23 protein-coding genes are annotated in these 25445 nt (G+C 60.3%); 12 read left to right on the forward strand and 11 right to left on the reverse strand.

The annotated features are described in order from the left end of the window. Nucleotides 1-19 precede the first annotated feature (19 nt). Nucleotides 20-652: a DUF6474 family protein gene (locus I6I72_RS08335; RefSeq protein WP_049146764.1), complete on the reverse strand. Its 633-nt coding sequence runs from the start codon at nt 650-652 to the stop codon at nt 20-22. A 63-nt stretch (nt 653-715) separates the two neighbouring features. On the opposite strand from I6I72_RS08335, the gene I6I72_RS08340 reads away from it, so the two are divergent. Further along, entirely contained in the window at nt 716-2182 is a 1467-nt protein-coding gene (locus I6I72_RS08340) for a TM0106 family RecB-like putative nuclease (protein ID WP_172453485.1), read from the forward strand. Nucleotides 2183-2276: 94 nt separating this feature from the next. Here I6I72_RS08340 and I6I72_RS08345 read toward each other — a convergent pair whose 3' ends face one another. Both I6I72_RS08345 and I6I72_RS08350 read right to left on the reverse strand, forming a co-directional pair. Further along, nucleotides 2277-3557, reverse strand: a complete 1281-nt coding sequence (locus tag I6I72_RS08345; RefSeq protein WP_236081450.1) for a copper oxidase — start codon at nt 3555-3557, stop codon at nt 2277-2279. Nucleotides 3558-3568: 11 nt separating this feature from the next. After that, on the reverse strand, nt 3569-4720 hold the full coding sequence (locus I6I72_RS08350; protein ID WP_049146766.1) for an MFS transporter: 1152 nt from the start codon (nt 4718-4720) through the stop codon (nt 3569-3571). A gap of 156 nt (nt 4721-4876) precedes the next feature. On the opposite strand from I6I72_RS08350, the gene I6I72_RS08355 reads away from it, so the two are divergent. Next, nucleotides 4877-5782, forward strand: a complete 906-nt coding sequence (locus I6I72_RS08355) for a LysR family transcriptional regulator (RefSeq protein WP_049064294.1) — start codon at nt 4877-4879, stop codon at nt 5780-5782. 98 nt (nt 5783-5880) lie between these two features. Here the strand turns inward: I6I72_RS08355 and I6I72_RS08360 are convergent, their stop codons facing one another. Continuing rightward, complete coding sequence (locus I6I72_RS08360; RefSeq protein ID WP_049064292.1) at nt 5881-6483, reverse strand: superoxide dismutase; 603 nt, start codon at nt 6481-6483, stop codon at nt 5881-5883. Nucleotides 6484-6676: 193 nt separating this feature from the next. On the opposite strand from I6I72_RS08360, the gene msrA reads away from it, so the two are divergent. After that, nucleotides 6677-7327, forward strand: coding sequence for a peptide-methionine (S)-S-oxide reductase MsrA (msrA, locus tag I6I72_RS08365; RefSeq protein WP_034657037.1), 651 nt, complete (start codon nt 6677-6679; stop codon nt 7325-7327). Here the strand turns inward: msrA and I6I72_RS08370 are convergent. Further along, nucleotides 7324-9171, reverse strand: a complete 1848-nt coding sequence (locus I6I72_RS08370; RefSeq protein ID WP_049064291.1) for an alpha/beta-hydrolase family protein — start codon at nt 9169-9171, stop codon at nt 7324-7326. The genes msrA and I6I72_RS08370 overlap by 4 nt on opposite strands. A 130-nt stretch (nt 9172-9301) precedes the next feature. Here I6I72_RS08370 and I6I72_RS08375 point away from each other — a divergent pair, with 130 nt between their 5' ends. From I6I72_RS08375 to I6I72_RS08385, 3 genes are read left to right on the forward strand one after another with little or no spacing between them, the layout of a single operon-like run. Then, complete coding sequence (locus I6I72_RS08375; RefSeq protein ID WP_049064316.1) at nt 9302-10249, forward strand: L-lactate dehydrogenase; 948 nt, start codon at nt 9302-9304, stop codon at nt 10247-10249. Continuing rightward, nucleotides 10249-10947, forward strand: a complete 699-nt coding sequence (locus I6I72_RS08380; RefSeq protein WP_049064289.1) for a glycerophosphodiester phosphodiesterase family protein — start codon at nt 10249-10251, stop codon at nt 10945-10947. Before I6I72_RS08375 ends, I6I72_RS08380 begins: the two co-directional genes overlap by 1 nt. 21 nt (nt 10948-10968) lie before the next feature. Continuing rightward, on the forward strand, nt 10969-11889 hold the full coding sequence (locus I6I72_RS08385) for a DUF5926 family protein (RefSeq protein ID WP_049064287.1): 921 nt from the start codon (nt 10969-10971) through the stop codon (nt 11887-11889). 96 nt (nt 11890-11985) lie between these two features. Here I6I72_RS08385 and I6I72_RS08390 read toward each other — a convergent pair whose 3' ends face one another. The 3 genes from I6I72_RS08390 to I6I72_RS08400 all read right to left on the reverse strand — a co-directional run bounded on the left by I6I72_RS08390 (nt 11986) and on the right by I6I72_RS08400 (nt 15383). Then, nucleotides 11986-13350 (reverse strand): LCP family protein, encoded by a 1365-nt coding sequence (locus I6I72_RS08390; RefSeq protein ID WP_080986255.1) that lies wholly within the window; start codon nt 13348-13350, stop codon nt 11986-11988. Nucleotides 13351-13473: 123 nt separating this feature from the next. Continuing rightward, nucleotides 13474-14250: a CPBP family intramembrane glutamic endopeptidase gene (locus tag I6I72_RS08395; protein WP_188093125.1), complete on the reverse strand. Its 777-nt coding sequence runs from the start codon at nt 14248-14250 to the stop codon at nt 13474-13476. After that, nucleotides 14247-15383, reverse strand: coding sequence for an amidase (locus tag I6I72_RS08400; RefSeq protein ID WP_049146769.1), 1137 nt, complete (start codon nt 15381-15383; stop codon nt 14247-14249). Before I6I72_RS08400 ends, I6I72_RS08395 begins: the two co-directional genes overlap by 4 nt. A 33-nt stretch (nt 15384-15416) precedes the next feature. Here I6I72_RS08400 and pheA point away from each other — a divergent pair, with 33 nt between their 5' ends. Together pheA and I6I72_RS08410 are read left to right on the forward strand one after the other, a co-directional pair. Continuing rightward, the gene (gene pheA, locus I6I72_RS08405) at nt 15417-16346 is read left to right on the forward strand and encodes a prephenate dehydratase (protein WP_201806724.1); all 930 of its coding nucleotides are present in this window, start codon (nt 15417-15419) and stop codon (nt 16344-16346) included. A gap of 10 nt (nt 16347-16356) precedes the next feature. Continuing rightward, a complete protein-coding gene (locus I6I72_RS08410) occupies nt 16357-17037 on the forward strand; it encodes a histidine phosphatase family protein (RefSeq protein WP_049146771.1) in 681 nt (226 codons plus the stop codon). A 22-nt stretch (nt 17038-17059) separates the two neighbouring features. Here the strand turns inward: I6I72_RS08410 and I6I72_RS08415 are convergent, their stop codons facing one another. From I6I72_RS08415 to I6I72_RS08425, 3 genes are all read right to left on the reverse strand, one after another. Next, on the reverse strand, nt 17060-17407 hold the full coding sequence (locus I6I72_RS08415) for a metallopeptidase family protein (RefSeq protein WP_049146773.1): 348 nt from the start codon (nt 17405-17407) through the stop codon (nt 17060-17062). A gap of 40 nt (nt 17408-17447) precedes the next feature. After that, the gene (locus I6I72_RS08420) at nt 17448-18527 is read right to left on the reverse strand and encodes a septum formation family protein (protein WP_049146775.1); all 1080 of its coding nucleotides are present in this window, start codon (nt 18525-18527) and stop codon (nt 17448-17450) included. An 87-nt stretch (nt 18528-18614) separates the two neighbouring features. Further along, nucleotides 18615-19349 carry a GntR family transcriptional regulator gene (locus tag I6I72_RS08425; RefSeq protein ID WP_005529448.1) on the reverse strand — a complete coding sequence of 245 codons (735 nt, stop codon included), beginning with the start codon at nt 19347-19349 and terminating at the stop codon, nt 18615-18617. Nucleotides 19350-19414: 65 nt separating this feature from the next. On the opposite strand from I6I72_RS08425, the gene serS reads away from it, so the two are divergent. The 4 genes from serS (at nt 19415) to I6I72_RS08445 (ending at nt 25429) form a co-directional block, all read left to right on the forward strand. Then, complete coding sequence (gene serS / locus I6I72_RS08430) at nt 19415-20671, forward strand: serine--tRNA ligase (protein WP_049146777.1); 1257 nt, start codon at nt 19415-19417, stop codon at nt 20669-20671. A 132-nt stretch (nt 20672-20803) separates the two neighbouring features. Then, nucleotides 20804-22624 carry a lysophospholipid acyltransferase family protein gene (locus I6I72_RS08435; protein WP_049146778.1) on the forward strand — a complete coding sequence of 607 codons (1821 nt, stop codon included), beginning with the start codon at nt 20804-20806 and terminating at the stop codon, nt 22622-22624. Nucleotides 22625-22948: 324 nt separating this feature from the next. Then, on the forward strand, nt 22949-24661 hold the full coding sequence (locus tag I6I72_RS08440; protein ID WP_049146779.1) for a glycerol-3-phosphate dehydrogenase/oxidase: 1713 nt from the start codon (nt 22949-22951) through the stop codon (nt 24659-24661). A gap of 27 nt (nt 24662-24688) precedes the next feature. Further along, a complete protein-coding gene (locus I6I72_RS08445) occupies nt 24689-25429 on the forward strand; it encodes an MIP/aquaporin family protein (RefSeq protein WP_005529455.1) in 741 nt (246 codons plus the stop codon). The last annotated feature ends 16 nt before the right edge of the window (nt 25430-25445 follow it).

Raw genomic sequence — 25445 nt, forward strand, 5'->3', positions numbered from 1 at the left:
AAGGGGCTTTTGTCGGAACTTAGTCCTGTAAACGCTTCTGGACTTCAGCAGTGATGTTATCGATCTCGCCCTCGATGGTCTTGTGAACACGGCGGCGCTGCTGATCGGTCATGAACTCAGCGTTATCGATGGAGGCTTCCACCTCGGTCAGGCGCTCCTTGATGTCGCGCTTAAAGCCAGCCGGAAGGTTGGATTCCTTAAGGGAGTTACGGATACCTGTGGTGCGTGCCTTCAGGGAAGCTCCATGGCCGGAGAAGGAAGCGAGCTGGTCAGTAGTCAGGCCTGCCTTTTTGGCACGGTTGGCCTCCAGCTGGCCTTGAGCGGCTACGACGCCGCGGTAAATGAGCGGCAGGAGCAGCGGCGCAGCGGTTCGCAATGCGCCTGCGTAGCGCTTGACATTGTTCTTGTTTAGACGGCCATTCTTGAGCTTATCCAGCTCCAGCTGTGCCATCTTCTTTTCATGCTTGCGGCGCTTCTTTAACCCCTTTTCCTCGGACTTGATGAGTGCCTTCTCTTGCTTTGCCAGCAGCTTCTGCTGGCGCTTCTGTGCCTTGGAGGCTTCCTTAACTTCCGCCTTTACGCGGGTTTTAGCTGCTTTGAGCTCCGCGCGTGCTTCGCGGCGGGCCTTCTTAATCTTCTTAATAATGCTCATTTTCATCCTTTGCTTTTTGTCTGGGTTCAACTTTACCTTGCTGTTCTATTAAGCTCACCCGTTGTGAAGGATGTGCTTGGTGCTGCGGACCTCGTGGGGTGTCGTTATAGGCTCGTGCAGCGGCGTGCCCACCCGGAGATTCCGCGCACGCATGCTTCGCTGGCTAGGGCCGAGCGGCATGCTGCGGCTGTCGACGCAGCCTTGGCGAATTTGCCGGTTAAGGCACCCGGGCGTTTCCGACGCATCGATATTGAAGGGGATGAGTGGGAACGCTCCATGGCCACGCTGGAGGCGCTGGCTTATGGCTACACGCACATCACTAATGCCGTCTTTGCCACCGATGAATGGAAGGTGGAGGTAGATCTTCTCCTGCAAGAGGGCGAAAAGTACACACCAGTTATCGTGTCGAATCACCGCGTCGCTCGGCGCAATGAGAGGGCACGCACTCTGGCGGTGCCGACTCATCGCATCGGTTTGAGCGAGCCGCTTGAGATGCCGTACAAGATTCGCCACCATGCCGTGGATGGTTACCGGCTGGCATTTGCGGCGCTGGCGCTGGAGGAGTTGGGCTTGAACTCTGGCCGGGGCGGCGCGATAGGGCAGGATCGCTCCCAAGCCTTTTTTACTGACACGTCCCGTTACAACGTTGAGGGTGCGCTAGCGCAGCCTCTGCCGACGGGGCCGCGTCGGGTAAAAGAATGTGCGACGTGCCGTTTCTGGCAGCTTTGCGAGCCTGAGTTGGTAGAGCGCGATGATATCTCGTTGTTCTTGCCGGGCGATCGTGCGAACCCATACCGGGAGCGCGGCATTGAGACAGTGCAGGCGCTTATCGATGCCCACCTTGGCGAACCCTCTCAGTTGGCCCAGGCCTGGCGGGAAGGGCAGCCGCTGCTGCGGCGCGCGGCGGCGTCGCCAAGCGTGGGCATCGAAGTGCCCCGTGCCGACGTGGAAGTAGACGTGGACATGGAGGCCTATCTCGACCAAGGCGCCTATCTCTGGGGTGCTTGGTACCAGGGCGAGTATCGCGCATTCGTGACGTGGGAGCCGCTCGGTGGCAGAGCTGAGGCGGCAAACTTTGAGGAATTCTGGTCCTGGCTCATGGGCCTGCGCGCGGAAGCACACGCTGCGGGTAAGACCTTTGCTGCGTATTGCTACTCGGCGCACGGGGAGAACCACTGGATGCGGATGTCAGCGAAGCGCTTTGGCAGACCTGCCCTGGCGGAGGTGGAGGAATTCATCTCTTCGGGCGAGTGGGTCGATATGTTTGTGCATGTCAAGCGTAATTTCGCGGGCCCTTATGGCCTGGGGCTGAAGACGGTGGCGCCGCTGGCCGGATTTGAGTGGCCGGAGGACTTCGACGGCGAGGAATCCGTCAACGCAAGGCGCGAAGCTTTGGCCGGTGATCTTAAAGTTCGCCAGCAGATCCTTGACTACAACGCAGGCGATGTACAAGCCACCCGCGCAATCCGCGAGTTCATGAGCGCCGGCGCGCCAGGCGTGCCCAATCTTGGAGCCATTTCCGTCCCCTAGGCCTTAGACCTTTTACCTTGACGGTGAGCCCTGTCTGGCCCACCGACGACAGTGAATACGACTCTGACTACGAGCCCGAGACTGGTACGGGCTTTTAGAGGAGCAGAAGCGGGGCCAAGATGACGAGGCCAAGTGCGACCTGCTCCCAGGGGACAGTGGTCTCTGGGGCTGGACCCTCGGCCTTTTTCTGTAGAACGGCTTTTTGCGCCTTCACGGCCCGGACGATGAAGATGGGGTAGACCGCGAGCGAGCCGAGACACAGCAGCGCTGCCAGAATCATGGCCCACGAGCTGGAGGTACCCATCCAGATGGCCACGCCGCCATTGATGAAAGTCGCGCGCAGCAAGCCCGCGCGGTTAAGCTCACGCAGGCCAGCGCGGGTAGCAGCGGGTCCGCCGCCCATCGTGGTGGGCAGCAGGTAGCTCATCACACCGAACAACAACTGCGCGGCGAAGCCAATCACCAAAGCTAGCGTTGGGATAGCCGGCTCAGAACTAAAGAAGTGCTGCACCGTATAATAGGTCAGCGCGCCCACCAACCAAAAGGCGGCAGCCAGTATGGAGACAGACGGGTAGTTGATGCGCCCGCGCGGATCTTTGGCCACAGTGAGGACATTGCCTACCCAGCCCTCGAGGCTAAGTATCCAGCCCAGGCAATAGACGATGAGTCCGGCTTCAGGGTGGTTCACAATCGTGCCCAACAGGGTGACCACAACGCCCACCGCCAGCAGCGTGAAGCTCGAGCGCATCCGCTTGTTGACGCCCTTGGTGCGCCAGATGGAGGGGAACAAGATGGTCAGCGAACCTGCGGCTGCCAGCCCAACGAAACCGCCAACGTTGGCGGTGACGTGCGCGATGAGTAGGCGTGGATGTGCCGGATAAACCGAAAGTAACGCGCCCAGAGTAGCGCCCACCGCCAAGAAGAATGCCGAGGCTACATAGGCCGCAATCACCGGACGGAAGCGCTTGTCCTTTGCCTCACGCCATTGCCCAAAGAGGGAAACTCCATGCCAGGCCACCATTGCGGCAACAATCGTGGCGCCCACCTGCGTCAGAATCCAGTGCTGCTCCCAAGCCTTGTGGAGGAGCTGGCCGATGAGGACCAAGACAATGCCCGCATTGAGCATATAGATGCGGTAGAGCTGGCGCGGCCGGGCGGAATCAGGAAGGCGTGCTTGGACGAACTTCTCAGTCAGGTGTTGCGACCACACCACGATGGAATTGGTCAGGATGCCCAGCGTAAACAGGTGAATGAGCACCCATCGGGCGTTAGGGGTGAAAGTATGGAGCGCACCCACGATGATGAAGACCATCATCCATATAGTCACGGGACGAGAAGCCCGTCGATGCCACGTGCGTGCTGACCACTTATCCATAAAACACGAGTTTATTCGTTTTTTCTCAAGGTCAAAGTCAGCACAGTAAGTGCCACCGCGAGCCCCGTATAGACTACGACGAAGCCGGCCCAGGGGAGGGCGTCGAAAAGCAGCCCTGCCACCGCGCCCACCACGGAAGAGCCGAAGTAATAACAAAACACGTACATGCTTGAAGCCTCAGCGCGGTCGTGCGTGGCAAGGTGGCCCACCCAACCTGAAGCCGTGGAGTGCGCTGCGAAGAATCCCACCGTCAGTGCCACGATTCCTACCAACACCACCGGCAGCGGGCCAGCGCATAGCGCGATGCCCACCGTGAAAAGTAGCGACGAGGCGAACAACGTCTTGCCATGACCAATCTGCTGCACCAACTTGCCCGCGCGTGCTGAGGACCACGTGCCGGTGAGGTAGAAGAGGAACACCGAACCCGCCAACGCCGGGGCGAGACCGAAATGCTCAATGAGCCTAAATCCCAAGAAGTTATACATGGACACGAAGGTGCCCATCGCCAAAAATGCGACTAGGAACAGGGGCGCGAGCTGGCGATTATGCCAATGGGCGAAGATGGCGCGCAGTTCATTGCCCAAGCGGATGGACTTCGGCGTGAAGTTGCGCTGCGCAGGAAGCAGGATGATGCAGATCGCCGCGAAGAGCAGGGAGACGCAGGCAGAACCGAGTAGCGCCCAGCGCCAAGAACTAAATTCCAAAATTCCCGTGGGGATAAGACGCCCGCTAAGGCCCCCAATGGAGGTGCCGGCAATATAGAGACCCATCGCGCGGGCAAGATCCTTGGCGTCGAGTTCTTCCGAGAGCCAGGCCATTGCCGTGGCAGGTGCGCCAGCCATCACTGCACCTTGGAGGCCGCGCAACGCGATGAGCGTGGCGGCATTCGGGGCTAGTGGCACCACGAGCCCGAGCACCGTCGCTGCGATGGCGGAGATGATAAGCAGACGCCCGCGGCCGAAGCGCTCCGACAGGATCGAGGCGGGGACCACGCATACAGCCAGCGAACCGGTCGCTGCAGAAATCGTCAGCGCGGCTTGCGTGGAGCTTAGACCCATCTGGTCGACCAAGGTCGGCAGCATGGCCTGTGTGGTGTACAAACAGGAGAAGATTGCGAGGCCCACGAAGAGCATCGCGAGTGTGGCGCGCCGGGTTCTGGTCATGCATCTAGGATGCTCGCTTCCAAAGCATGTGTAAAATGTGTGAAACCATATATTTCCATGCATAACATGCATGGTCAGATGCGCATGGCGTGATACGCATGGCATAGCGAGCATGATTTTGCTCGGCAGGAAGAAACTACAGGAAGAATCCAAGCGATGAATCTCGAGGATGTGCGCGGAGTAGTCGCCGTGGCCGAGCAAGGCTTGGTGGGTGCTGCAGCTGATGACCTGGGGATCTCCCAATCGGCGTTGACTCGGCGTGTGCAGCGAATTGAGCAGCAGCTCGGGGCGAGCTTGTTCTCCCGCACAGGGCGGCGGCTGGTCCTCAACTCCCGCGGGGTGGCTTTTGTTCAATATGCGCGGACTATGCTCAGCGCGCAGACCGCCGCGCGCGATGCGGTGGCACGCCTTATGGATCCTGAGCGGGGAACCGTGCGCCTTGACTTCATGCATTCGTTGGGCACTTGGATGGTCCCTGACCTGGTCAAGGCCTATCGCGCCCAGCACCCGCACGTCGATATACGGCTACACCAAGGAGCCGCGCGTGAGCTCGTCGAGCGCGTGCTTGCCGGCGAGTCGGACCTCGCCCTTGTGGGCCCGCGTCCGGCAGGGGTGGCGCAGTCAGGCGAATCGGCACCCTCATCGAGCGTGACGGAAATCGGCTGGCACCAGATTGAGCTGCAGCGTCTCGGTCTCGCCGTGCCTGAGGGGCATTGGGCAGCGGGGCGGCAAAGCGTGGACATCGCTGATTTCCGCGATGAGCCATTCATCGGCATGTTGCCTGGCTATGGCACGCGCATGCTTCTCGATGCCCTCGCTACCAAAGCGGGATTCTCCCCGCGGCTGGTGTTCGAATCGATGGAGCTGACCACTGTGGCCGGGCTTGTCGACGCCGGACTCGGCACCGCACTGCTTCCCCTCGACGACCCTTATCTCCAAGCCCGCAACCTCATCCCGTTGGAGCCACCTGCCTTCCGCGAACTCGGCCTCGTGTGGCGCCCCGGCGATGACGCCCCGCCCGTGGAGCAGTTCCGCGACTTCATCGTGGCGCGCTCAGTCTGACGGCTTAAGGGACATTTGGCCCTTAAGCCGTCTGACTGGGGCAAGAAAAAGACCGCCCGGAGGCGGTCTTAACCAATGCAAGCTAACGCGTATGCGGCTTACTTGGAAGCTGCAGTGAAGCGCTCTGCAACGTCATCCCAGTTGAAGACGTTCCAGACAGCCTTGACGTAGTCAGCCTTAACGTTCTTGTACTGCAGGTAGAAAGCGTGCTCCCACATATCGAGCATGAGCAGCGGGGTGAAGTTGATGGAGGTGTTGCCCTGCTGATCGGTCAGCTGCTCAACGAGGAGGCGGCCAGCGATGTGGTCGTAGCCCAGGACAGCCCAGCCGGAGCCCTGCAGGCCAAGAGCCGCAGCGTTGAAGGCCTTCTGGAAAGCCTCGAAGGAACCGAAGTCACGGTTGATAGCCTCAGCCAGCTCGCCGGTTGGCTCGCCGCCACCGTTAGGGCCAAGGTTCTTCCAGAAGATGGAGTGGTTGGTGTGGCCACCCAGGTTGAAAGCAAGGTTCTTGTACAGAGCGCGGAGGCGGTCTGCATTGCCCTCGCCCTTAATCTCAGCGTCGATAGCCTCGAGAGCTGCGTTTGCGCCAGCAACATAGTTTGCGTGGTGCTTGGTGTGGTGCAGCTCCATGATCTCTGCGGAGATGTGTGGCTCGAGAGCGTCGTATGCGTAGTCGAGTTCTGGGAGTTCGTAGACAGCCATTGTTAATTCCTTTCTTTGGGTACGGTGCCCAATGATAGGAGCGCTGAAAGAATTCCGCCACAATTTATCCGGAACGAATTACGCTCGGGGCGCGTTAAAACCTATATGGGCCGTCATGGGGCGGTGTGCGAACGCCTGCCCCGTGGGCGAAGTTGCCGCCCAAATACCCCAAGACAACGAGCAAGGAGATGTCATGTCGTGGTTGTTTAAGCCGGAACCAAAGATTGTGAACAGGGAAGATGCCCTTCCCGGCCGTGCGGAGCCGATCCTGGATCCACGCCCGCACGCGGTGCTCGGCACTCCGATCACTGGCCCGTGGAAAGAGGGACAGAAGTCCCTCCTGATCGCTATCGGCTGTTTCTGGGGCGCGGAGAAAATGTTCTGGGAAACCCCCGGTGTGGAGTCCACGTCCGTTGGCTATGCCGGTGGCACCACCCCGAACCCTACGTACTACGAGGTCTGCCGCGGCCTGACTAACCACGCTGAGACCGTGCAGATTACCTATGATCCCGCGCAGGTTAGCCTACATGACTTGGTGGTCAAGGCCTTGGAAGCCCACGATCCCACACAAGGTTTTCGGCAGGGCAATGACGTGGGCACGCAGTACCGTTCCGCGTTCTACCCAGAGACTGAGGAAGAGCGTGCGGAGATCCAGGAGATCGTGGATTCCTACGCAGGCAAGCTTGCCGACGCCGGCTTCGGTGACACCACCACTGAGGTCAAGCTCCTCTCAGAGACGGACTCCGGTGCCTACTACCTCGCCGAGGACGAGCACCAGCAATACCTGCACAAGAACCCCAACGGCTACTGCCCGCACCACTCTACTGGCGTCAAGTGCGGCTAGAACCGCTTCCTTACTTGGGTGCGGAAATCTGAGGGCTTGTTGAGCTGATCGCGTTCCACGAACACGCGCATCCTCTCCGCCAGCTCTGGCGTGAGCTGGGTGCGTGCTTGTGAACCGAGGACGGAATCCCAGTACCAGAATGTTTCCTCAAAGTAGTTGTGGCCGTGGCCGCCCGGCACATTGAGGGAGTTGAGCTGATCGAGGGCTACCTGCCAAAAAGTGATGAAAGGTGCCCACGGCAGGCGTTTGAATGTATCGGCATACAGCGTGTTCGGTGCCGGTTCATGAATCCAGTCTGGGCGCATGAAGATAAGGTGGCGATCCCACCACACGATGGCATCGGATGCGTGCTGGCCAAAGACCACGCGGGGACGGTGCCAGCGCTCGTATTCGCTGCCGAAGGCATCGTGTTCCATGTGCGCTGGGGTGGAGGCAAAACGCACGTGCTTGCCGGCGTCGATAAGTGGCAGGCGTTCCAAGGAACCGCGATCACGCCCGCGGGCCAGCCGCCGCGTAAACGTAGTCATGCGAGGAGGGCCGGTGAATACCGCGCCGTCGCAAGACTGCAGAAGATCGTCTAGGTCACGGTAATTTTCCACGATGCCGTAGCAGCCCAGGGATTCGCCGGCGAAATACAGCTTCGGGCGATCGTCTTCGGGCAGCGTCGAAAGCCGTGACTGCACAGCGTTGATGAGCTCCCGCGCGGCGTCGACTGGCGCCTGGCGGTCAACGACGTAACAAAACACCGAAGGTAGATAGGAGTACTGCAGGGTGACCGTGGCGCAGTTGCCATGGGTTAAGAACTCGTATGCTGAAACCGAATAGTTGTTGATCCAGCCGGAGCCAGCGGGCAACTGGATGACGATGGTCTCCCGGCGAAAAGCGCCGGTGCGTTCTAACTCAGCCAATGCCTGCTGAGCGGCGCTGATGGGGCCGCGCCCTTGGACTAAGCCGACGAAGATGCGGATGGGCTCGTGAGCGCGGTTGCAGATCATCACCTCTTTAATGTCGTGCGCACGCGGGCCGCGGTCCAGGAAGGCGCGGCCTTGGGAGCCGACTGCAGTCCACGGCTCAAGGGACCATGGGCTGCCACTTCGCTCCGGCTCCCACGGCATGACCGAGCCGGGATAAACCAGCTTGTTGAGCTGCAGTGCTTTGAGGGAGGCGTCGTGGATGAAGCGGCGCCAGAGCATGCGATTGCTGAGGAAAGCAGCGGCGTAGCTGACCGCGGCACCGGCCAGCGGCCAAGCCACCCACCGGGGGAGCCATCGCTGGACCCCGCGGGAGAGCTGAGTGACAGTGATCTGTGCGGCTTCCCCGACGATGAGCAGCGTGCCGTAACCAACTGTTCCGAGGGCAATGCCGAGAAAGGCGGATTCAGGGCCGCGCTCGTTGTACTTATTGACCAGCTTTGCCTGTGCGCTCTGGTTGCGAAGCGAACGCACGCCTACGGCCAGGGTGATGGCGCCCAGGGCAAGGTGCGTACGGCTGCGCAGGGTAGGGCCAACGCGATCCTGGGGGCGTTTGCCAATGGCGTGTAGTCCACGCTTGGTGATGAACGCGGCCGTGGTCGCGGCCAGGTGGCCTACGCCTTGGCCGATGGCGACGTTGGCGGCCGTGACCCACCACGGGCGCGGAAGGAGCGAGGGCGAGACCGCCGCCCAGGTGGCAATCTCGGCGGCAAAGATGCCGGGCGCCATGTTCTGTGGCAAACGTCTCCTGCCGGTCATGCGTACACCAGGTGTAAGATCGCTGAGCACTTCCAGCCCAAAAACCGCAGATGACAAGGTGCGAATCGCTGCGGCGCGGACGAATTTGCGGGCGAGTTGGCGCATGGGCACCATTCAACCAGCTCGGAAAGCACCCTGCAGAGTATGTCCGATCGGACAATTTGTGTGTGAGATCAGACTGCCGACTATGTGAGATCGGGCGCACAACGGGCACAAATCGGAAATAGAGGGCACAATGGGGGCCATGGGAAATCATGTTGGAAACAAAGTTGTACTCATCGGCGCAGGCGACGTTGGAATTGCCTACGCATTCGCATTGGTAAACCAAGGCACCGTCGATCATCTTGCAATCATCGATATCGACGAGAAGAAGCTCGCCGGTAACGTAATGGACCTCAACCACGGTGTTGTCTGGGCGCCATCCCGCACCCGTGTCACCAAGGGCACCTACGAAGACTGCGCTGACGCCTCCATGGTCGTCATCTGTGCTGGCGCTGCACAGAAGCCGGGCGAGACCCGCTTGCAGCTCGTGGACAAGAACGTCAACATCATGAACTCCATCGTTGGTGACGTCATGAAGAACGGCTTCGACGGCATCTTCCTCGTGGCCTCCAACCCAGTGGACCTGCTCACCTACGCAGTGTGGAAGGCCTCCGGTCTGCCGCACGAGCGCGTCATCGGCTCCGGCACCATCCTGGACTCCGCTCGTTACCGCTACATGCTCTCTGAGATGGATGACATCGCCCCGACTTCCGTACACGCTTACATCATCGGCGAGCACGGCGACTCCGAGCTCCCGGTTGTCTCTTCGGCCAACATCGGCGGTGTGTCCTTGTCCCACCGCTCCGAGAAGGACCCGGGCTACAACGAGCGCATCGAGAAGATCTTCGAAGAGACTCGCGACGCTGCCTACACCATCATCGACGCCAAGGGTTCCACCTCTTATGGCATCGGCATGGGCCTGGCACGCATCACCCGTGCAGTCATCCAGAACCAGGCAGTTGTGCTTCCGGTTTCTGCGTACCTGCAGGGCGAGTATGGCGTTGAGGATGCCTACATCGGCACCCCAGCGGTGATCGACCGCTCCGGTATCAACAAGGTCGTTGAGCTGGCGCTCGATGAACACGAAAAGGAGCGCTTCCGCGCTTCCTATGAAACGCTCAACAAGATCAAGACTGAGATTTTCGGATAGTGAAAATCGTCGCGCACAGGGGATACTCCGGTAAATATCCGGAGCTATCCCCTCTCGCATTTGCTAAGGCGCTCGAGCTGCCGATTCACGGCCTCGAGTGCGATATCCGCCTGTCTCGGGACGGCAAGGTGGTGGTCAACCATGACCCCACCTTGGATCGCACCGCAGGTAGGCCCGGCCGCATCGCACAGATGGACTGGGACGAGCTGCGCCACGTCGACATCGGCGATGGGCAGAACATGCTGCTGCTCGATGAACTGCTAGAGATGCTGGGCGATAATCCGCACCATCTCTACATCGAAACCAAGCATCCTTCCGGCCAGGGCGATGTCCTTGAAGAACAGCTGGTGCTGCGCTTGCGTTACGCCGGGCTTCTCGACGACCCCCGCATCCACATGATTTCCTTCTCCCATAAGGCAATCCGCCGGATGCAGTCCCTTGCCCCTCAGGTGGACCGTTTCTACTTGCGGCGTGACTGGGAACGCCACTTCCCAGATGTCCTTCTGTCTCGTCCGACGGGGCTGGGAATGTCACTGTTGCGTGCAAAAATGCGTCCCGCTGACATTGGGGCGTTCGACCTGCCCACTTATCTGTGGACCGTGGATAGGTCCGACGATATGAAGTGGGCGTGGTCGAACGGCATCGATATCCTCGCCACGAATCAACCAGAAGTAGCCCTACACGCCATAGAACTGTAGGCAGCAGGTAAATTGGTGGGCATGGCCAAGAAGAAAAAGAACAACGAACAGCTGCCTGAGGGCATGTCCCGCCGTCAGGCAAAGCTCGCTGCTCGCGCCGCTGAGCGCGCTGCCCTTGAAAAGGATCCCCGCCCCTTCGGCGGTTTCGCCGCTGAGGCGTCCCTCGTTGCAATGCAGGAATTCGTTCCTTCCGCAACGGCAAAGCTTTCCCTGAAGGGCTTCGACAAGGACGTTTACGTCTCGACCGTGCTCCCAGGTGCATCCGCGGCCCTCATCCGTGATGAGGAGTTTGGTGGCGAGGCATTCGTGGGCCTGCAGGTCCAGTCCCATACCCACAACCCTGGGCGCGACCTCGCTTATGCGCTTAACTGGGTAAAGAACAACAAGCCTGGCTCCACTCTGGAGTCCACCGCTGCGGACGGCACCGAGCCGGCCTTGAGCGAGTTGCTTGAGGAATCCGCTGAGCTGGATATCAACGTCTACCAGGACTTCGCTTGGTGGATGCCTGAGGGCGCGCAGATCACCCCGCAGGTGGCGCAGTCCATGCAGATGGCCAACGATTCCGTCATTGAGTCCCACCAGGTGGGCAATGACATTGAGGGCATCGCATTCTGGGCTAACGCTGGCGGCGGCAAGGCACACATCCGTTGGGTCCGCCCTAACGATGATGAGAACGCTTTCCTCAACGCCCTGGCCCGCGTCGCTGCACGCGGCGAGTTGAACCTGGGCGAGGGTACCAAGTTCGCTGGTGTCTTCCGTACCCACGGCCTCATCGCGCCGGTCTTCGACCTCAAGCCTGAGGTGGCCCACGACTCTTACGAAGTTGAACTTGCCCGCGTGGACAAGGCGCTGGCCGAGGAGCTCAAGAATGACGCTAACCTCACCGCTGACGAGCGCAAGCAGCTGGAGAACATCAAGTCCCGCCAGGTGACCCTGCGCTAGAGGCAGCTCTAGATACTTAGCCTGAGCCTTAGTGCTACACGGCAAAGGGGAGAGAAACCAAGATGGCTTCTCTCCCCTTTTATTTTGTTGCGCAGCTTACTTCATCGAGTCCCACAGCTGCTGCGCTGCCTCGTCATCCCACAACACCACGTTGCCCACGGTGGTGTCTTGGAATCCGCCAATTGGCACGGTCTCAGTTTCCACGCCGCTGGCCATGGCTAGGGCCACGCGAGCGAGGTGCCACACGTGATCCTTTTCACCCACGACGAAGGAGGTTGCGGTGTGGTTGACCAGGGATATTGTGCGGAACGGGTTAATGAGCGTGCCCGGTGAGGTGATCTTGTCGAGCAGCGCCGCGAAGAATTCGCGCTGACGCTGCACGCGGTCAAGGTCGCCCATTGCTGTGGCACGAGTACGCACGTAACCCAGCGCATCACGTCCGCGTAGCTCCTGGCATCCAGCCTGCAGGTTGATGCCCGCTAGTGGGTCGTCGATGGGCTCCTTGACGCAGATGTCCACGCCGCCGACGGAGTCGACCACGTTGGCAAGTCCGCCCATACCGATTTCCGCATAGTGGTTGATGCGCAGGCCAGTGGATTGCTCCACGGTTTCGACGAGTAGCTGCGGTCCGCCGTAGGTAAAGGCGGCATTGATCTTGTCCATGCCAAAGCCAGGGACCTCAACGTAGCTATCGCGCGGGATCGAGATGAGCTTCGCCTTGCCGGAGGAAGGGATGTGCAGCAGCATGATGGTGTCAGTACGGCCCACGCCCACGTCACCACCGGTTCCGAGCTCTGCTTGTTCTTCTTCGGTGAGGCCTTGACGGGAATCGGAGCCCACCAGGAGCCAGTTTGTTCCGGCGGTTTTGGACACCTGCTCGGCCGGCATGGCCTCGATGCGGGTCAGGCGCGAGTCCGTCCACAGGGTAAACACGAGCGTGCAAACGAGTAGGATAGCCACGGCCCAGCCAAAGCAGCCCAGAGATTGCTTGATGGGGTTGGCCTTTTTGCGGCGTCGGTGTGGGCGTTGCTTCGGCGCCGATTCGGGCGCACGATAGCTGCGTGGCACCTCGGGAGTGGGGCGGCGTGGGGCGGGAGCGGCCGGGGTGCTCCGATATCCGGTGTTCTGAGCAGGGCGCTGGTTGCGCTCCATGTAGGCGCCGACGTCGAAGCGAGTTTCCTCTGCGCGCTGTGCTGGGAGCGAGTTAGCCCGCGGCGTAGCACGCGACGCGGAAGGGGAAGAAGCGACGGCAGAGGCGCTGGAGGAACCTGCACGAGGTGGGCGCTGCTGCGCTTGGCGACGCCGCACCGGGCGGCCGTAGCGGTCCCTGATGGGTTTGCCGTCGGCGCCGAGGACATAGTCGGCGGGCGAGCTGGAATTCGAATCTGCTCCAGGGGCGGGGACAGGGCTATCGCCTGCGCGGCGCGCCTCGCGATGCGGGTCTCGTCCAGATTCAGTCATGCGCTCAACCTTACAACGAATTCACATCCGCCCCACAAGGCACACACCGCCCTCCTCCTCATAAACCAGGAGACGGGTGGCGCCGCGGAATGGTTCACAGACCTCGGGGTAGTGATGTGGGTCTTAGAAGAGGAAAGCGTATCCCACGAACGCCACCGCGTCGATGAGGAAATGCGCAATGACAAGCGGCCAAACTTTTCCGGTCTTATGGAAGAAGTAGCCGTAGACCAAGCCCATCACAATGTTGCCGAATCCAGCGGATACGCCCTGGTAGAGGTGATAAGAACCGCGCAGGATCGAGGAAGCTGCGAGAGTTGCTGGCAGGCCCCATCCCGATTGACGCAGGCGCGTCATGAACCAGTAGACCACCACGACCTCTTCCGCAAAGGCATTGGCCGCAGACTTCACAAGCAGCACGGGCATCTCCACCCAGGCATTGTCGAAGGAGGTGGGCACTACCTCCTTGGTCCAGCCAAAATGCAGCGCGGTGTAGTACAACGCCAAACCCGGGAGTCCAATTAGCGCTGCTAGACCAGCGCCTTGCAGCCAATCCCTGCCCCAGGCACGAACCCGAGTGGTCGGCTGAGCACCGCTTCCGCCGAGCATATTGCGCGGCGGCATGTGCACGTGCAACAAGTACAAAGCCAACGCACCCCAGGCAAAGAGCACTGCAGCAGAGCACAACTGGAGCCCGATATCGATGAGCGGCAGAGTGGATTGGCTCGCGTTAATCGTCACCGACTGCTCGTTGAGCGGAGCCGGATTGAGCAGAGCATCGGTCAAGCGTAGTGCAGAACGAACACCGGAAATGCCAAAGGTGATGACGAGGACTATCAGGATTTCGCTCCGGAGCGCTTTTAGCGTCTTAAGCGTCTTTGCTGTGTTCATATCCTTAGTCATCGGTGGAGAGCCTTCGCTAGGCCGAGAAGCTCGGCGTCGTCAAGCGTGATGCTTCCCAACTGGACGCCGACCGGTGGGTGATCGTGTACCGGCCAAGGAATCGATACCGCCGGAAGCTTGGCCACATTAAACAACGAGCCCCACGGTGACCAGCGTGTCTGCTCGTCGAAGTTCTCCTGATGATCCAGCGACAAGAAGGTGCCGCGCCGGGGAGGGTCGTAGGCCAGCATCGGGCTTAAAATCGCGTCTACCTGCCAGTACTGTGCCAGAAGCTCAGGCAGTGCTGCCGCATGTAGGCGCGCGGCCGTGTGCTTTTCCTTACTGATCAATTTGCCCCGTTGCCTGACCCAATCGGTGTAGCCGGCAGCATCAGGAAGGGTGGCCAAGCGCCACATGAACAGGCGCTGGAAGGTCACGAAGGTCTCAGCTGCTTGCGGATATGGAGAGATAGCCACCGTCTCAAAGCCTTGCGCTTCAAGCGCGGTCGTTGCCTCTTTAACTGCGTGGAGCATGTGTGGAGCAATTTCCACGCCAGCAAAGAGCGGCTGCGTCAGCACGCCAATGCGGGCCCGCGGCGTGCGGGGAGTGAGGCCGTGGAGAAAAGCGGCGTCGGCAAGCGTGCGCGTGATGAAGCCCTGCACCGTGAGATCCTCGCCCGCGGGCTTGAATCCCACCACACCGCACGCGGCTGCAGGAACGCGGATGGATCCGCCGCCGTCGGAAGCGTGCGCGGCCCGGAGCAGACCGCGCGCTACCTGCACTGCTGCGCCACCAGAAGAACCACCTGGCGTGTGTCCCGGATACAACGGATTGTCTGGATGCGGCAGGCCTACCGGCTCCGTGTCCACGCGCAAACCCAACTCGGGGGCTGCCGACTTGCCGATGAAAAGCGCACCCTGCGCCTCCAAGTCCGCGATGAACGGGTCCGTGACGTCGGGAAAATACGTGCGCGCCTTATGCCCCAGCGTGGTGGGCATTCCCACGACGTCGTTCAAATCCTTGGCCGAGAGAATCCAACCGCTCAGCCTTCCCTGCGTCTGCGAGCGGCGGTCCAAGTCGAGGTGGGTGAAACCATGCTCTTCTGCGGAAAGAGAAGACACAGACTCGCGCAGCTTTTCCAGGGTGAACTCCATGGCAGCACAGTCTAGTGGGCTAAGGTTTCACCTATGAGCACCACCACAAAAGCCAGCACGAAGATTGCCTTCTTGGGTCCTGCGGGGACCTTCACCGAAGCCGCTTTGCAGCAGCTGAGCGTGCACTTTGAACAGGTGGAACCCTTGCCGGTGAGCTCGCCTTCGGAAGCCCTGGCCGCGGTGCGCGCAGGTGTTGCTGACTTCGCTTGTGTGGCGATTGAGAACTCCGTCGATGGCGCTGTGACTGCGACTTTCGACGCCCTCGTGGAAGGCGAGCGCGTGCAGGTCTACCGCGAGGTGGACCTCCCAGTGGCGTTTAGCATCATGGTGCGTCCAGGAATGCAGCTCGGCGACGTCGCGACATTCGCCACCCACCCCGTGGCTTATCAGCAGGTGTGTGGTTGGCTGAAGGAGAACTTGCCAGGCGTGAAGTTCGTGCCGGCTAGCTCCAACGGTGCCGCTGCCCAGGCGGTGGCGCAGGGGGAGATTGACGCAGCGGCCGCGCCCGCGCGTGCGGCTGAGCTCTTTGGCTTGGACACGCTTGCCGACGGCGTCGCAGACGTTGCAGACGCTACCACCCGGTTTGTGCTGGTTGGGCCTGCTGGCAAGCCGACTGCGCGCACGGGGCACGACAAGACCTCGGTGATTTTTACGCTGCCTAATGAACCTGGTTCGTTGGTCGGTGCGTTGGAGGAATTCGCTCACCGTGGCGTGGATCTTTCCCGCATCGAGTCGCGCCCCACCCGCAAGACCTTCGGTACCTACCGCTTCCATGTGGACCTCATTGGGCACATTGAGGACCAGCCGGTAGCAGAGGCGCTGCGCGCGGTGTGGCTACGCGCAGAGGAACTCATGTTTGTGGGCTCGTGGCCGTCTGTTGCGGAAATTGGTGAACAGCCGCGTGATCTCAATCGCTTGGCGGCCGCGGATGAATGGGTAGCGCAGGCGCGTCAGGGCAAATAATGTAGTTGCCATGTCCGGAAGAATCTTTCTTGTGCGCCATGGCCAGACGTTCTCCAACGTAGAGCGTCTCATCGATACCCGCCCTCCAGGAGCCGAGCTTACTGAGCGCGGCCGTGACCAAGCCACTGAGGTAGGCCGCGAGCTCGCGGAGCTGACCGCAGGCCGCAACGTGCGCTTCTACTGCTCCGTGGCACTCCGTGCGCAGCAGACTGCGATGCTGGCAGCTGCCTCATTTGCGGAGGCTACCGACCAGTTCCGCGTCCCGGTTGAGGTCAAGGCTGGGCTGCACGAGATCTTTGCAGGCGACTTTGAGATGGACGGCAGCGAAGAAGCGCACCGTTCTTACATGGTGGCGTTGCGCGGCTGGATTGACGGCGACGCCGCCGCCTGTATGGAGGGTGGCGAGACCTATTCCGACGTCCTGGCCCGCTACCAGCCGGTGGTTGAGGAGATCGCGGCGGAACTCGGTGACGATGACGACGCCGTGATTGTCAGCCATGGCGCGGCCATCCGCGTGGTAAGCCGCCATGCCACCGGCATCGACGCCGACTTCGCGTACACCGGATACATGCCCAACGGCAGATTTACCCTCATGGAGCCAGGCGGCAGGCCCTTTGGCCAGTGGACGCTCAAGCGCTGGGCCGACACCGATATTGATGAAGCCAGCGGTGTCGCACCGACCATGTACTAAACAGGCGATGGGAGGAGGCTGACTAACCCCAGCCCAAGTGGTGGAGCTCGTGCTCTTCAAGGCCGAAGTAATGTCCCAACTCGTGGAAGACGGTTACTTCGACTTCATGCGCGAGCTCTTCTTCGCTGTTGCACCAGTGCTGCAGGGCGCCGCGATAGATAAAGATGGTATCGGGCAGAAAACCCGTGTGGTCGAAAGTGCGTTCAGGGAGTGCGACCCCTACGTATAAGCCCAACAGGTGGGGGTTGTCCTCGTTGTAATCCTCCACGAGGATGGCCAGGTTTCGCATGCGGTGCACGAATTCATCTGGGATCTTGTCCAGGGCATCCGTGACCATCTCTTCGAAGCGTTCTTCACTGACCAGGTACATAAGCTTTCCGATGTAGACCGAGGCAGACCGAGGCGTGAACCTACTGACCTGGTGCTACCGCAGGGGTTGGTGCTGCCGCGCCAGGGGCCGCAGATGGTGCAGCGGACGGCGCTGCCGAAGCGTTGTTGCGGATCGGGTTGCGCTCAGGCTGCTGTGCAGGTGGGGCACCATCGATGGTCAGCGCAGCGCGGCCACCCGTGGCCGAGCCCGTGATAATGGAGAAGGAACCATTATTAGGGTGCATCAGCGAGCAGTTCACTGAGCGGGAGCCACCGTTCCAGGAGGCCTCGCTGACAGAGCCCCAGAATGGCTGCAGCGTGGATTGGTAGAGGTTTTCTTCCCCGCCCAAGTACTTCTCAGCGGCAGCGGTGCAGGTCTCGTTGAGGTAGGTGTCGAGCTCCTCGCCGGCTGGGTAACCGTCAGGGAAGCGCTCGCCCAAGTTAACAACGGATACGGTCTCAAGCTGGTGCGGTTGAGCGCAGTCAACGGTGCGCATGATCTGCTTGTCATCGATGCTGCGGCACTCGCCGGCCTTGGCCACGACAGCTTGGTCCACTGCCTCCACGTTGCCGGTGCTCAGCTGCGGTACACCAGTTTCATCAGTGGTTTGTAGGCCGCACAGTAGGGTGCGGTCGCCCTTGTCCCAGGCGTTAGACGGCGGCAAGACCGAGGCGATGTCATACTTGCCTGCCGGATCCCATTTGCCGTGTAAGTAACCCAAAGTGCTGGACGCGCAGAGCTCATCGCGTAGCGCGTTCTGGCGGGTGACGTCGGGGCGTTTGGCGTCAGGACCAAACTCGCTGGTGGGGTAGGTGCTGAGATCCTCGCGAGCGGCGACCTCAAAGCGGTGCGGTTCAGCGCAGGAGATGGACTGGAAGTTAGAGATCTCGCCCTTGGCGTCGATGTCCCATGTCAGGCAGGTTCCAGACTCGGCAGAGGTAAAGGAGGCAACTTCCATTTCGGAGGTCGGCCCGGTCTCATCCGTTGAGGTTTCGCCCGCGGTGGTGCCGGTGGAGGGGCTCCAAAATCCATATGCGCCCAAGAAAGCGGCCGCGGCGAGGGCGGCCACTAGGAAAAGGCGGACGGCAAAGGATGAGCGCCAAGGGGAAGTTTTACTCATAAGGCCTCCTATAGTACCCGCTAGTGCTGCATAGCTCGGAAATCCTGGGAGGCCGCTTGCCCATGCGGCCTGCGTGGAAGAAGGTCGCTAGTTCTCGAGGGCGCGGCTCACGCGGGTGGTGAGATGGTAGCGGTCGGTGCGATAAACGGAGGAACACCACTCGACGGGACGGTCGCCTGAGCGGGACTTGCGGATGATGTGCAGCAAGGGGGTTCCAGGTTCGACGTCGAGAAGCTCGGCGATCTCCGGGTCAGCCGCAATAGCAGTTACTGTCTGGTCTGCCTCGGTAATCGGCAGATCGAAATTAGAGTCCAAAATGGCGTAGACAGAGTTGTAAATATCATTTTCTAGAAGGTTGGGGACAAAAGAAGAGTTGTACCAACCGTCGTCGATGGAATAGGGTTCCCCGTCGCCCAGTCGCAGGCGTCGAAGGTGAGTGTGGGTCAAAGTGGAATCGGTGCCGAAGAACTCGGATACCTCATCTGGGGCTGATGCCCGCCCGCCTAACAAGATTTTGCTCGAAGCGTGGACGTGCTGTGCGCCCATTTCGTCGGAAAAAGAGGCCAAGTGAAGGCGTGAAACGAGGGGATTAGGGGCCACGAAAGTGCCTTTTCCGCGTACTCGCCGTAGGCGACCAGCGGCCACAAGATCACCGATGGCGCGGCGAACCGTGATGCGGGAAACGCCATACGTCTCCTCCAAAATGCGTTCACCAGGGAGAATGTCCCCTGGCTTGAGCGTTGTGTTGCACAGCTCAGTGAGGATGTCACGAAGCTGGGCATGCTTGGGGACTGGTCCGTCGGTGATGATTTGTGCGGTCATATTCACATAATAATTCGCTGGTTATTACCACTGCAAGGCTCATGTAGTGCGGTAAGCTTTTCAACGTGATTGATCTTAAGTTCCTCCGCGAAAACCCAGACGTTGTCCGTGCCTCCCAGGTCACCCGTGGGGAGGACCCAGCTCTTGTCGATCAGCTCCTGGCTGCCGACGAAGCTCGCCGTTCCGCTATCTTGGCGGCAGACGAGCTGCGTTCCGAGCAGAAGGCTTTTGGCAAGAAAATTGGACAAGCTTCCCCAGAAGAGCGTCCTGCTCTTCTGGAGGGCTCCAATGAGCTGAAGGAAAAGGTCAAGAAGGCCGAGGCTGAGCTAGCTGAGGCTGAGGCAAAGGTCAACGATCTCCAGTTCCAGATCTCGAACGTGGTCGAGGGAGCACCAGCGGGCGGCGAGGATGACTTCATCGTCCTTGAAGAGGTTGGCGCTATCCCAGAATTCGACTTTGAGCCGAAGGATCACCTCGAGCTCGGCGAGTCCCTTGGACTTATAGACGTCAAGCGTGGTGCCAAGGTTGGTGGCGCTCGCTTCTACTACCTCACCGGTGACGGTGCCTTCCTGCAGCTGGGCATGCTCATGCTGGCCGCGCAGAAGGCGCGTGAAGCAGGTTTCCAGCTGATGATCCCGCCAGTTCTGGTTCGCCCAGACATCATGGCTGGCACCGGTTTCTTGGGCCAGCATTCCGATGAGATCTACTACCTGCCTGCTGATGATTTGTACCTGGTTGGTACCTCCGAGGTCGCCCTCGCTGGCTACCACAAGGATGAGATCCTGGACCTCAGCGATGGCCCTCTGAAGTACACCGGTTGGTCCTCCTGCTTCCGCCGTGAGGCTGGTTCCCACGGTAAGGACACCCGCGGCATTCTTCGCGTCCACCAGTTCGACAAGCTGGAGATGTTCGTCTTCTGTAAGCCAGAAGAAGCAGAGCAGATGCACCAGATGCTGCTGAAGATGGAAAAGGACATGCTCGCTGCGATGGAGCTGCCATACCGCACCATCGATATCGCTGGTGGTGACCTCGGCTCGTCTGCAGCCCGCAAGTTCGACAACGAGGCATGGGTTCCTACCCAGGGCTGCTACCGCGAGCTCACCTCGACCTCGAACTGCACCACTTTCCAGGCGCGCCGCCTGCAGACTCGCTACCGCGATGAGAATGGCAAGACCCAGTACGCTGCAACACTCAACGGCACCTTGGCCACCACCCGTTGGCTTGTAGCCATCCTTGAGAACCACCAGCAGGCTGACGGCTCCGTTGTTGTTCCTGAGGCACTGCGCCCATTCGTGGGCAAGGATGTTCTGCGTCCGAAATAAGGAACTGTAAAAAGTATTGATTATGTACGCCTCTCCCCCGGGTTCTTGCAGCCCGGGGGTCCGTGTATCCCAGACCCTTTAGCGCTTTGATTTCACTGCTCTATCCAATCCGCCACTCGTCAGGGGACCATGATGAACGCAATTAAAGACTTCTTTTACCAACGAATTGTCACCCTGGCCCGAGGTGTCACCATCGCGCAGGGGTTGCAGATCCGTACGTGGGGCGAAGAGAACATTCCTGACAAAGGCGGCGCAGTGTTGGTGGTCAACCACACTGGCTACATGGACTTCGTATTCGGTGGCTTCATTCCGCATCAAAAGAAGCGTCTGGTACGTTTCCTTGCCAAGGCCGGCGTATTCAAAACCCCAGTTGTGGGCCCATTGCTGAACATGATGGGTCACGTTCCAGTCGATCGCATCGACGGGGGCGAATCCATCCGCCGCGGGATCGAGCTGGCGAAGGCGGGCGAGCTTGTCGGAGTTTTCGCCGAAGGTACGATTTCCCGCAGTTTTGAGATTCGCAGCATGCGCAGCGGCGCGGCCCGCATCGCCTATGAAGCGGGCGTCCCCGTCATTCCCATGGTGGTCTTTGGCTCGCAGCGCATCTGGACAAAAGGGCAGAAGAAGAACCTAGGCCGCAGCAATACCCCGCTATTGATCCGGGCGCTGGAGCCATTTACCCCGACTGGCGACGTCGAGGCAGACACCGCCGAAATCCGTCGCCGCATGCAGGCTGGTGTCGAGGGCCTGTGGAAGGACTACGAGGCCGAGTTTGGCCCCATGCCCAAGGGCGCTTTCTGGGTTCCTGCCCGAATGGGTGGAGGAGCGCCCACCCTGGAGGAGGCCGAGCGCGAGGACAAGGCCGTGGAGTCGGAGCGCTACCGTGTGCGCCGCCTCCGTGACGATCTGATGGGGCTCAAGACCCGCATCACCGAGGCAACCTCCGAGCTGCTCAGGGAACGTCTTGCTATCACCGCCAAGCCTTCGAAGGACGAACCCGAAGAGCTTAAGCATACGGCCCCAGAGACACTTGACTGGGTCAAGGAGAACTTAAACTCGGTCCTCGAGGAGGCTACCCGCGGGCTTGAGGAAGGGCGCGACAAAGTCTCGGAGATCATGGCTCAACTCAAGCTCGATGTTGCAGAAGCCCAGGCTAATCTTGCGACAAGCAGCAGGGAAGTCTTCGCCGGTTCTGTCGTGGAGCAGGGCTTGCTCGGCGCCGCAACGCAGTCGCGCCTTATTGTCTCCCGGCTGCCGCATCGCATGAAGGCTAACTTCACGCAGATCCCGCGCATCGTTGTGGCCGATGAGTCTGCGATGAACTATGACGGCGACTCCATCACCACGCGTCTGCACGATGCATTCGCTGGAATCTATCCCGAGTCGGAGATCCTCATCTTGGTGTCGCCGCAGGCGGCGCAGCATCCTGACTCGACCTTTGACCCGATTCAACAAGAACTATGGAGGATTGAGCATCAGGGAGGCGTCGTCAAGCACGGCTCCGAAGTGATCGCCGTGCATGCGCTTGACGACGCCACCGTCACCGCCATCGAATCCATCCCCGAGATGGTCGTCGAGTGGTCGCGTGAGGGCGATGACATTGTCTCTGGTCATATCAAGCGCGAGCTGAAGGAAGTGGCGGAGCAGCTCGGAGAGGTGCCAGGTATCGGCCTCATTGATACTCCTGCTGGTCTCGTCGTGGTAGCAGCTGAGGTTAATCGCTGGAATGCAACGCAACGTATCTTGGACACCGTTGCCGCTGAGCCTAAGGACATTACTGTCTTTGCGGGAGAGGATGGCGACGAGGTCTATCTCGACCATGCGCAGGTAGTGGCCCTGGAGACCGCACCGATTGAGCTGGTGAAGGAGGCGTCCTCGGTGACGTATTCGGCGGATCGTGCCGGCATTCCTGAGGTGCTCGAAGCAATGGCGAAGCTTAATACGCGCCGTTAGTACCACCCGCATCAACCAAGGGGCTCTGGATATGACCAGACGCCCCTTCTTCTATGTCCACTACTCCCCCTTAATTGGGGTGAAAGAGCTTTGTTTCCTTTATAAAAACTCGTGGAAATTGCTGGTTGGCCACGCGAAAGTTACGGGTGAGTAGCTTCACATTCGCGACCACGCCGTGACCTTTAACATGAATCCCAGGAGAAAAGATCTTCAAGGCCCGAGGCGGGGAATGGACCACTTTGGGCGACGATGACGCTCCATTGGCCACCGTAGCGTCCTTTAAGCAAGGTGGTGTCAGGGGCAAGAGAGGAGATGGGGTCAGCAATGGCCACGCTAAGCAATCAAAGTTTCAATCCGGAGTATTACGAGAAGGCTTGGGAGAACTACTCCACTGAGGAATACGACGTTGTCATCATCGGCGGCGGTTCCGTGGGTGCGGGTGCTGCCGTTGACGCCGCAACCCGTGGCCTGAAGACGGCAGTAGTGGAGACCCGCGACTTCGCAGCAGGTACCTCCTCGCGTTCCTCAAAGATGTTCCACGGCGGCCTGCGCTACCTGGCCATGTTCGACTTCCGCCTCGTAGCCGAGTCACTCCACGAGCGCGAGCTAAACATGTCGACCCTCGCGCCGCACCTGGTTAAGCCACTGAGATTTATCTTCCCGCTCACCCACCCAGTCTGGGAGCGCGTCATGATGTTCGGTGGCTTTACTTTGTATGACCTCATGGGCGGTGCAAAGAGCGTTCCTATGCAGAAGCACCTGACCCGCAAGGGCGTGCTCAAGGTTGCACCGGGCCTGAAGGACGACGCTGTCGTGGGCGGAGTGCGCTACTACGACACGCTTGTCGACGACGCCCGCCACACCATGACCGTCCTGCGCACCGCCGCCGAGTTCGGCGCCAACGTGCGTACCGGCACCGAGGTCATCGGCTTCGAAAAGGATCGTGGCGGCCGCATTATCGGTGCGCACGTTCGCGACCTCGCAACCGGCCGCGAGGCCACCATCAAGGGCCGCGTCTTCATCAACGCCACTGGCGTCTGGAATGACAAGATTCAGGAGATGGCCGGCGTGGAGGGCAAGTTCACTGTTCACGCCTCCAAGGGCGTGCACATCGTTGTGCCGAAGGATGCCCTCGACGCTGACGCAGCCCTGTGCTTCGTCACCGAGAAGTCCGTGCTCTTCGTCATCCCATGGGGCGAATACTGGATCATCGGTACCACCGACACCGACTGGGAGAAGGGTCTGTCCTTGCCGGATCCAGCACCGACCAAGGCTGACATCGACTACATCCTCGACCAGGTCAACCAGCGCGTTACCCGTACTATCACCCGCTCCGATATCGTCGGCGTCTACTCGGGCCTGCGCCCGCTTTTGACCGGTAAGTCCGACACCACCACCAAGCTGTCCCGCAACCATGCCGTGGCCAAGGTTGCTCCGGGCCTCGTCTCCGTTGCAGGCGGCAAGTACACCACCTACCGCGTCATCGGTAAGGATGCCGTGGATTTGGCGACCAAGGAACTCGACTTCGAGGTTCCAGAGTCCGTCACCGAGCGCACCCCAATCCTGGGTGCCGAGGGCTACCATGCGCTGGCTAACCAGGTACCGTTCTTGGCTAAGCGCTACGGAGTGCACCAGGACGTCATCGAGCACCTGCTCGGCCGCTACGGTTCCCTGCTGGGCGAAGTCCTGGCTCCTGCAGAGGACGACCCTGAGCTGCTCAAACCGCTGCCGAATGCGGAGCACTACCTGTGGGCCGAGGTGCGCTACGCCGTCACCCATGAGGGCGCACTGCACCTCGAAGACGTTCTCTCCCGCCGACTGCGCATCGCCATTGAGTACGCCGATCGCGGCGTCGATTCCGCCGATGCGGTGGCCGACTTCATCGCGCCTTTGCTGGGCTGGGATGAGGCTACCAAGCAAGCAGAAATCGCTGCATTCAAGGAGCACACTGAGGCTGAGCTCCAGGCTGAGGCAGCACTTACCGATCAAGAAGCAAACGACATCCTCGTGCGCGCGGCAGGTAAGCCGCAGGTATAAGGACCATTCAAGAGAAAGACTAAAAGCATGACCGCAATGGATGCTTTCCTCTGGGAGTTCATCGGAACTGCCCTGCTCCTCCTGCTGGGTAACGGCGTGTGCGCCTTGGTCAACCTGCGCACCTCCGGTGCTAAAGGATCTGACTGGATTGTCATTGCCCTGGGCTGGGGCATGGCAGTTTTCGTGGGCGCCAGCGTGGCGGACCCATCCGGCGGCCACCTCAATCCGGCCGTGACCTTGATGGTTGCCATCAATGGCGGCCTTGAGTGGAACCTCGTTCCTGCCTACATCGCAGGCCAGCTTTTGGGCGCAATGCTCGGCGCCTTGCTGGCCTGGGCGGCCTTCAAGCAGCTTTTCGACGCCAATAACCTCGACGAAGCTGGCAATGAAACCGGTGCGAACGCCTCCACTGGTGGCATCTTCTTCACTGGCCCTGCTCACCCGAATAATTTCTGGAATGCGGTCACTGAGTTCATCGGTACCTGCGTACTGTTGATGTTCATTGCTTTTGGTCCTTCCGGCGGTGAGATTGGTGCACTGAAGTATTTCGCAGTCGCATTCGTCGTCGTTTCGGTCGGCCTTTCCCTGGGTACCCCAACCGGCTACGCCATCAACCCGGTCCGTGACCTGGGCCCGCGCTTGATGTACGCATTCGTCCTTCCCATCAAGGACAAGGGAAGCGCCAACTGGGGCTATGCCTGGGTACCAATCGTCGCCCCGATGCTCGCTGCAGTAGCCATCGGTTTCCTTTCCATGGCTTTGGCTTAAATACGCATCTCACCGC

Source organism: Corynebacterium striatum, from assembly GCF_016728105.1.
GTDB lineage: Bacteria > Actinomycetota > Actinomycetes > Mycobacteriales > Mycobacteriaceae > Corynebacterium > Corynebacterium striatum.

Excerpts from the sequence above, each read along its gene's own strand:
- I6I72_RS08425 (WP_005529448.1), bottom strand. The coding sequence starts at position 19,349 with ATGACCGCACAAATCATCACCGACGGACCAGTCCCCAAGCATGCCCAG.
- I6I72_RS08385 (WP_049064287.1), top strand. The coding sequence starts at position 10,969 with ATGGCCAAGAAGAAAAAGAACAACGAACAGCTGCCTGAGGGCATGTCC.
- I6I72_RS08445 (WP_005529455.1), top strand. The coding sequence starts at position 24,689 with ATGACCGCAATGGATGCTTTCCTCTGGGAGTTCATCGGAACTGCCCTG.
- I6I72_RS08360 (WP_049064292.1), bottom strand. The coding sequence starts at position 6,483 with ATGGCTGTCTACGAACTCCCAGAACTCGACTACGCATACGACGCTCTC.
- pheA (WP_201806724.1), top strand. The coding sequence starts at position 15,417 with ATGAGCACCACCACAAAAGCCAGCACGAAGATTGCCTTCTTGGGTCCT.
- I6I72_RS08375 (WP_049064316.1), top strand. The coding sequence starts at position 9,302 with ATGGGAAATCATGTTGGAAACAAAGTTGTACTCATCGGCGCAGGCGAC.
- I6I72_RS08440 (WP_049146779.1), top strand. The coding sequence starts at position 22,949 with ATGGCCACGCTAAGCAATCAAAGTTTCAATCCGGAGTATTACGAGAAG.
- I6I72_RS08390 (WP_080986255.1), bottom strand. The coding sequence starts at position 13,350 with ATGACTGAATCTGGACGAGACCCGCATCGCGAGGCGCGCCGCGCAGGC.
- I6I72_RS08395 (WP_188093125.1), bottom strand. The coding sequence starts at position 14,250 with ATGACTAAGGATATGAACACAGCAAAGACGCTTAAGACGCTAAAAGCG.
- I6I72_RS08350 (WP_049146766.1), bottom strand. The coding sequence starts at position 4,720 with ATGACCAGAACCCGGCGCGCCACACTCGCGATGCTCTTCGTGGGCCTC.
- I6I72_RS08415 (WP_049146773.1), bottom strand. The coding sequence starts at position 17,407 with ATGTACCTGGTCAGTGAAGAACGCTTCGAAGAGATGGTCACGGATGCC.
- I6I72_RS08355 (WP_049064294.1), top strand. The coding sequence starts at position 4,877 with ATGAATCTCGAGGATGTGCGCGGAGTAGTCGCCGTGGCCGAGCAAGGC.
- I6I72_RS08435 (WP_049146778.1), top strand. The coding sequence starts at position 20,804 with ATGAACGCAATTAAAGACTTCTTTTACCAACGAATTGTCACCCTGGCC.
- I6I72_RS08410 (WP_049146771.1), top strand. The coding sequence starts at position 16,357 with ATGTCCGGAAGAATCTTTCTTGTGCGCCATGGCCAGACGTTCTCCAAC.
- I6I72_RS08345 (WP_236081450.1), bottom strand. The coding sequence starts at position 3,557 with ATGGATAAGTGGTCAGCACGCACGTGGCATCGACGGGCTTCTCGTCCC.
- msrA (WP_034657037.1), top strand. The coding sequence starts at position 6,677 with ATGTCGTGGTTGTTTAAGCCGGAACCAAAGATTGTGAACAGGGAAGAT.
- I6I72_RS08400 (WP_049146769.1), bottom strand. The coding sequence starts at position 15,383 with ATGGAGTTCACCCTGGAAAAGCTGCGCGAGTCTGTGTCTTCTCTTTCC.
- I6I72_RS08335 (WP_049146764.1), bottom strand. The coding sequence starts at position 652 with ATGAGCATTATTAAGAAGATTAAGAAGGCCCGCCGCGAAGCACGCGCG.
- I6I72_RS08420 (WP_049146775.1), bottom strand. The coding sequence starts at position 18,527 with ATGAGTAAAACTTCCCCTTGGCGCTCATCCTTTGCCGTCCGCCTTTTC.
- I6I72_RS08370 (WP_049064291.1), bottom strand. The coding sequence starts at position 9,171 with ATGGTGCCCATGCGCCAACTCGCCCGCAAATTCGTCCGCGCCGCAGCG.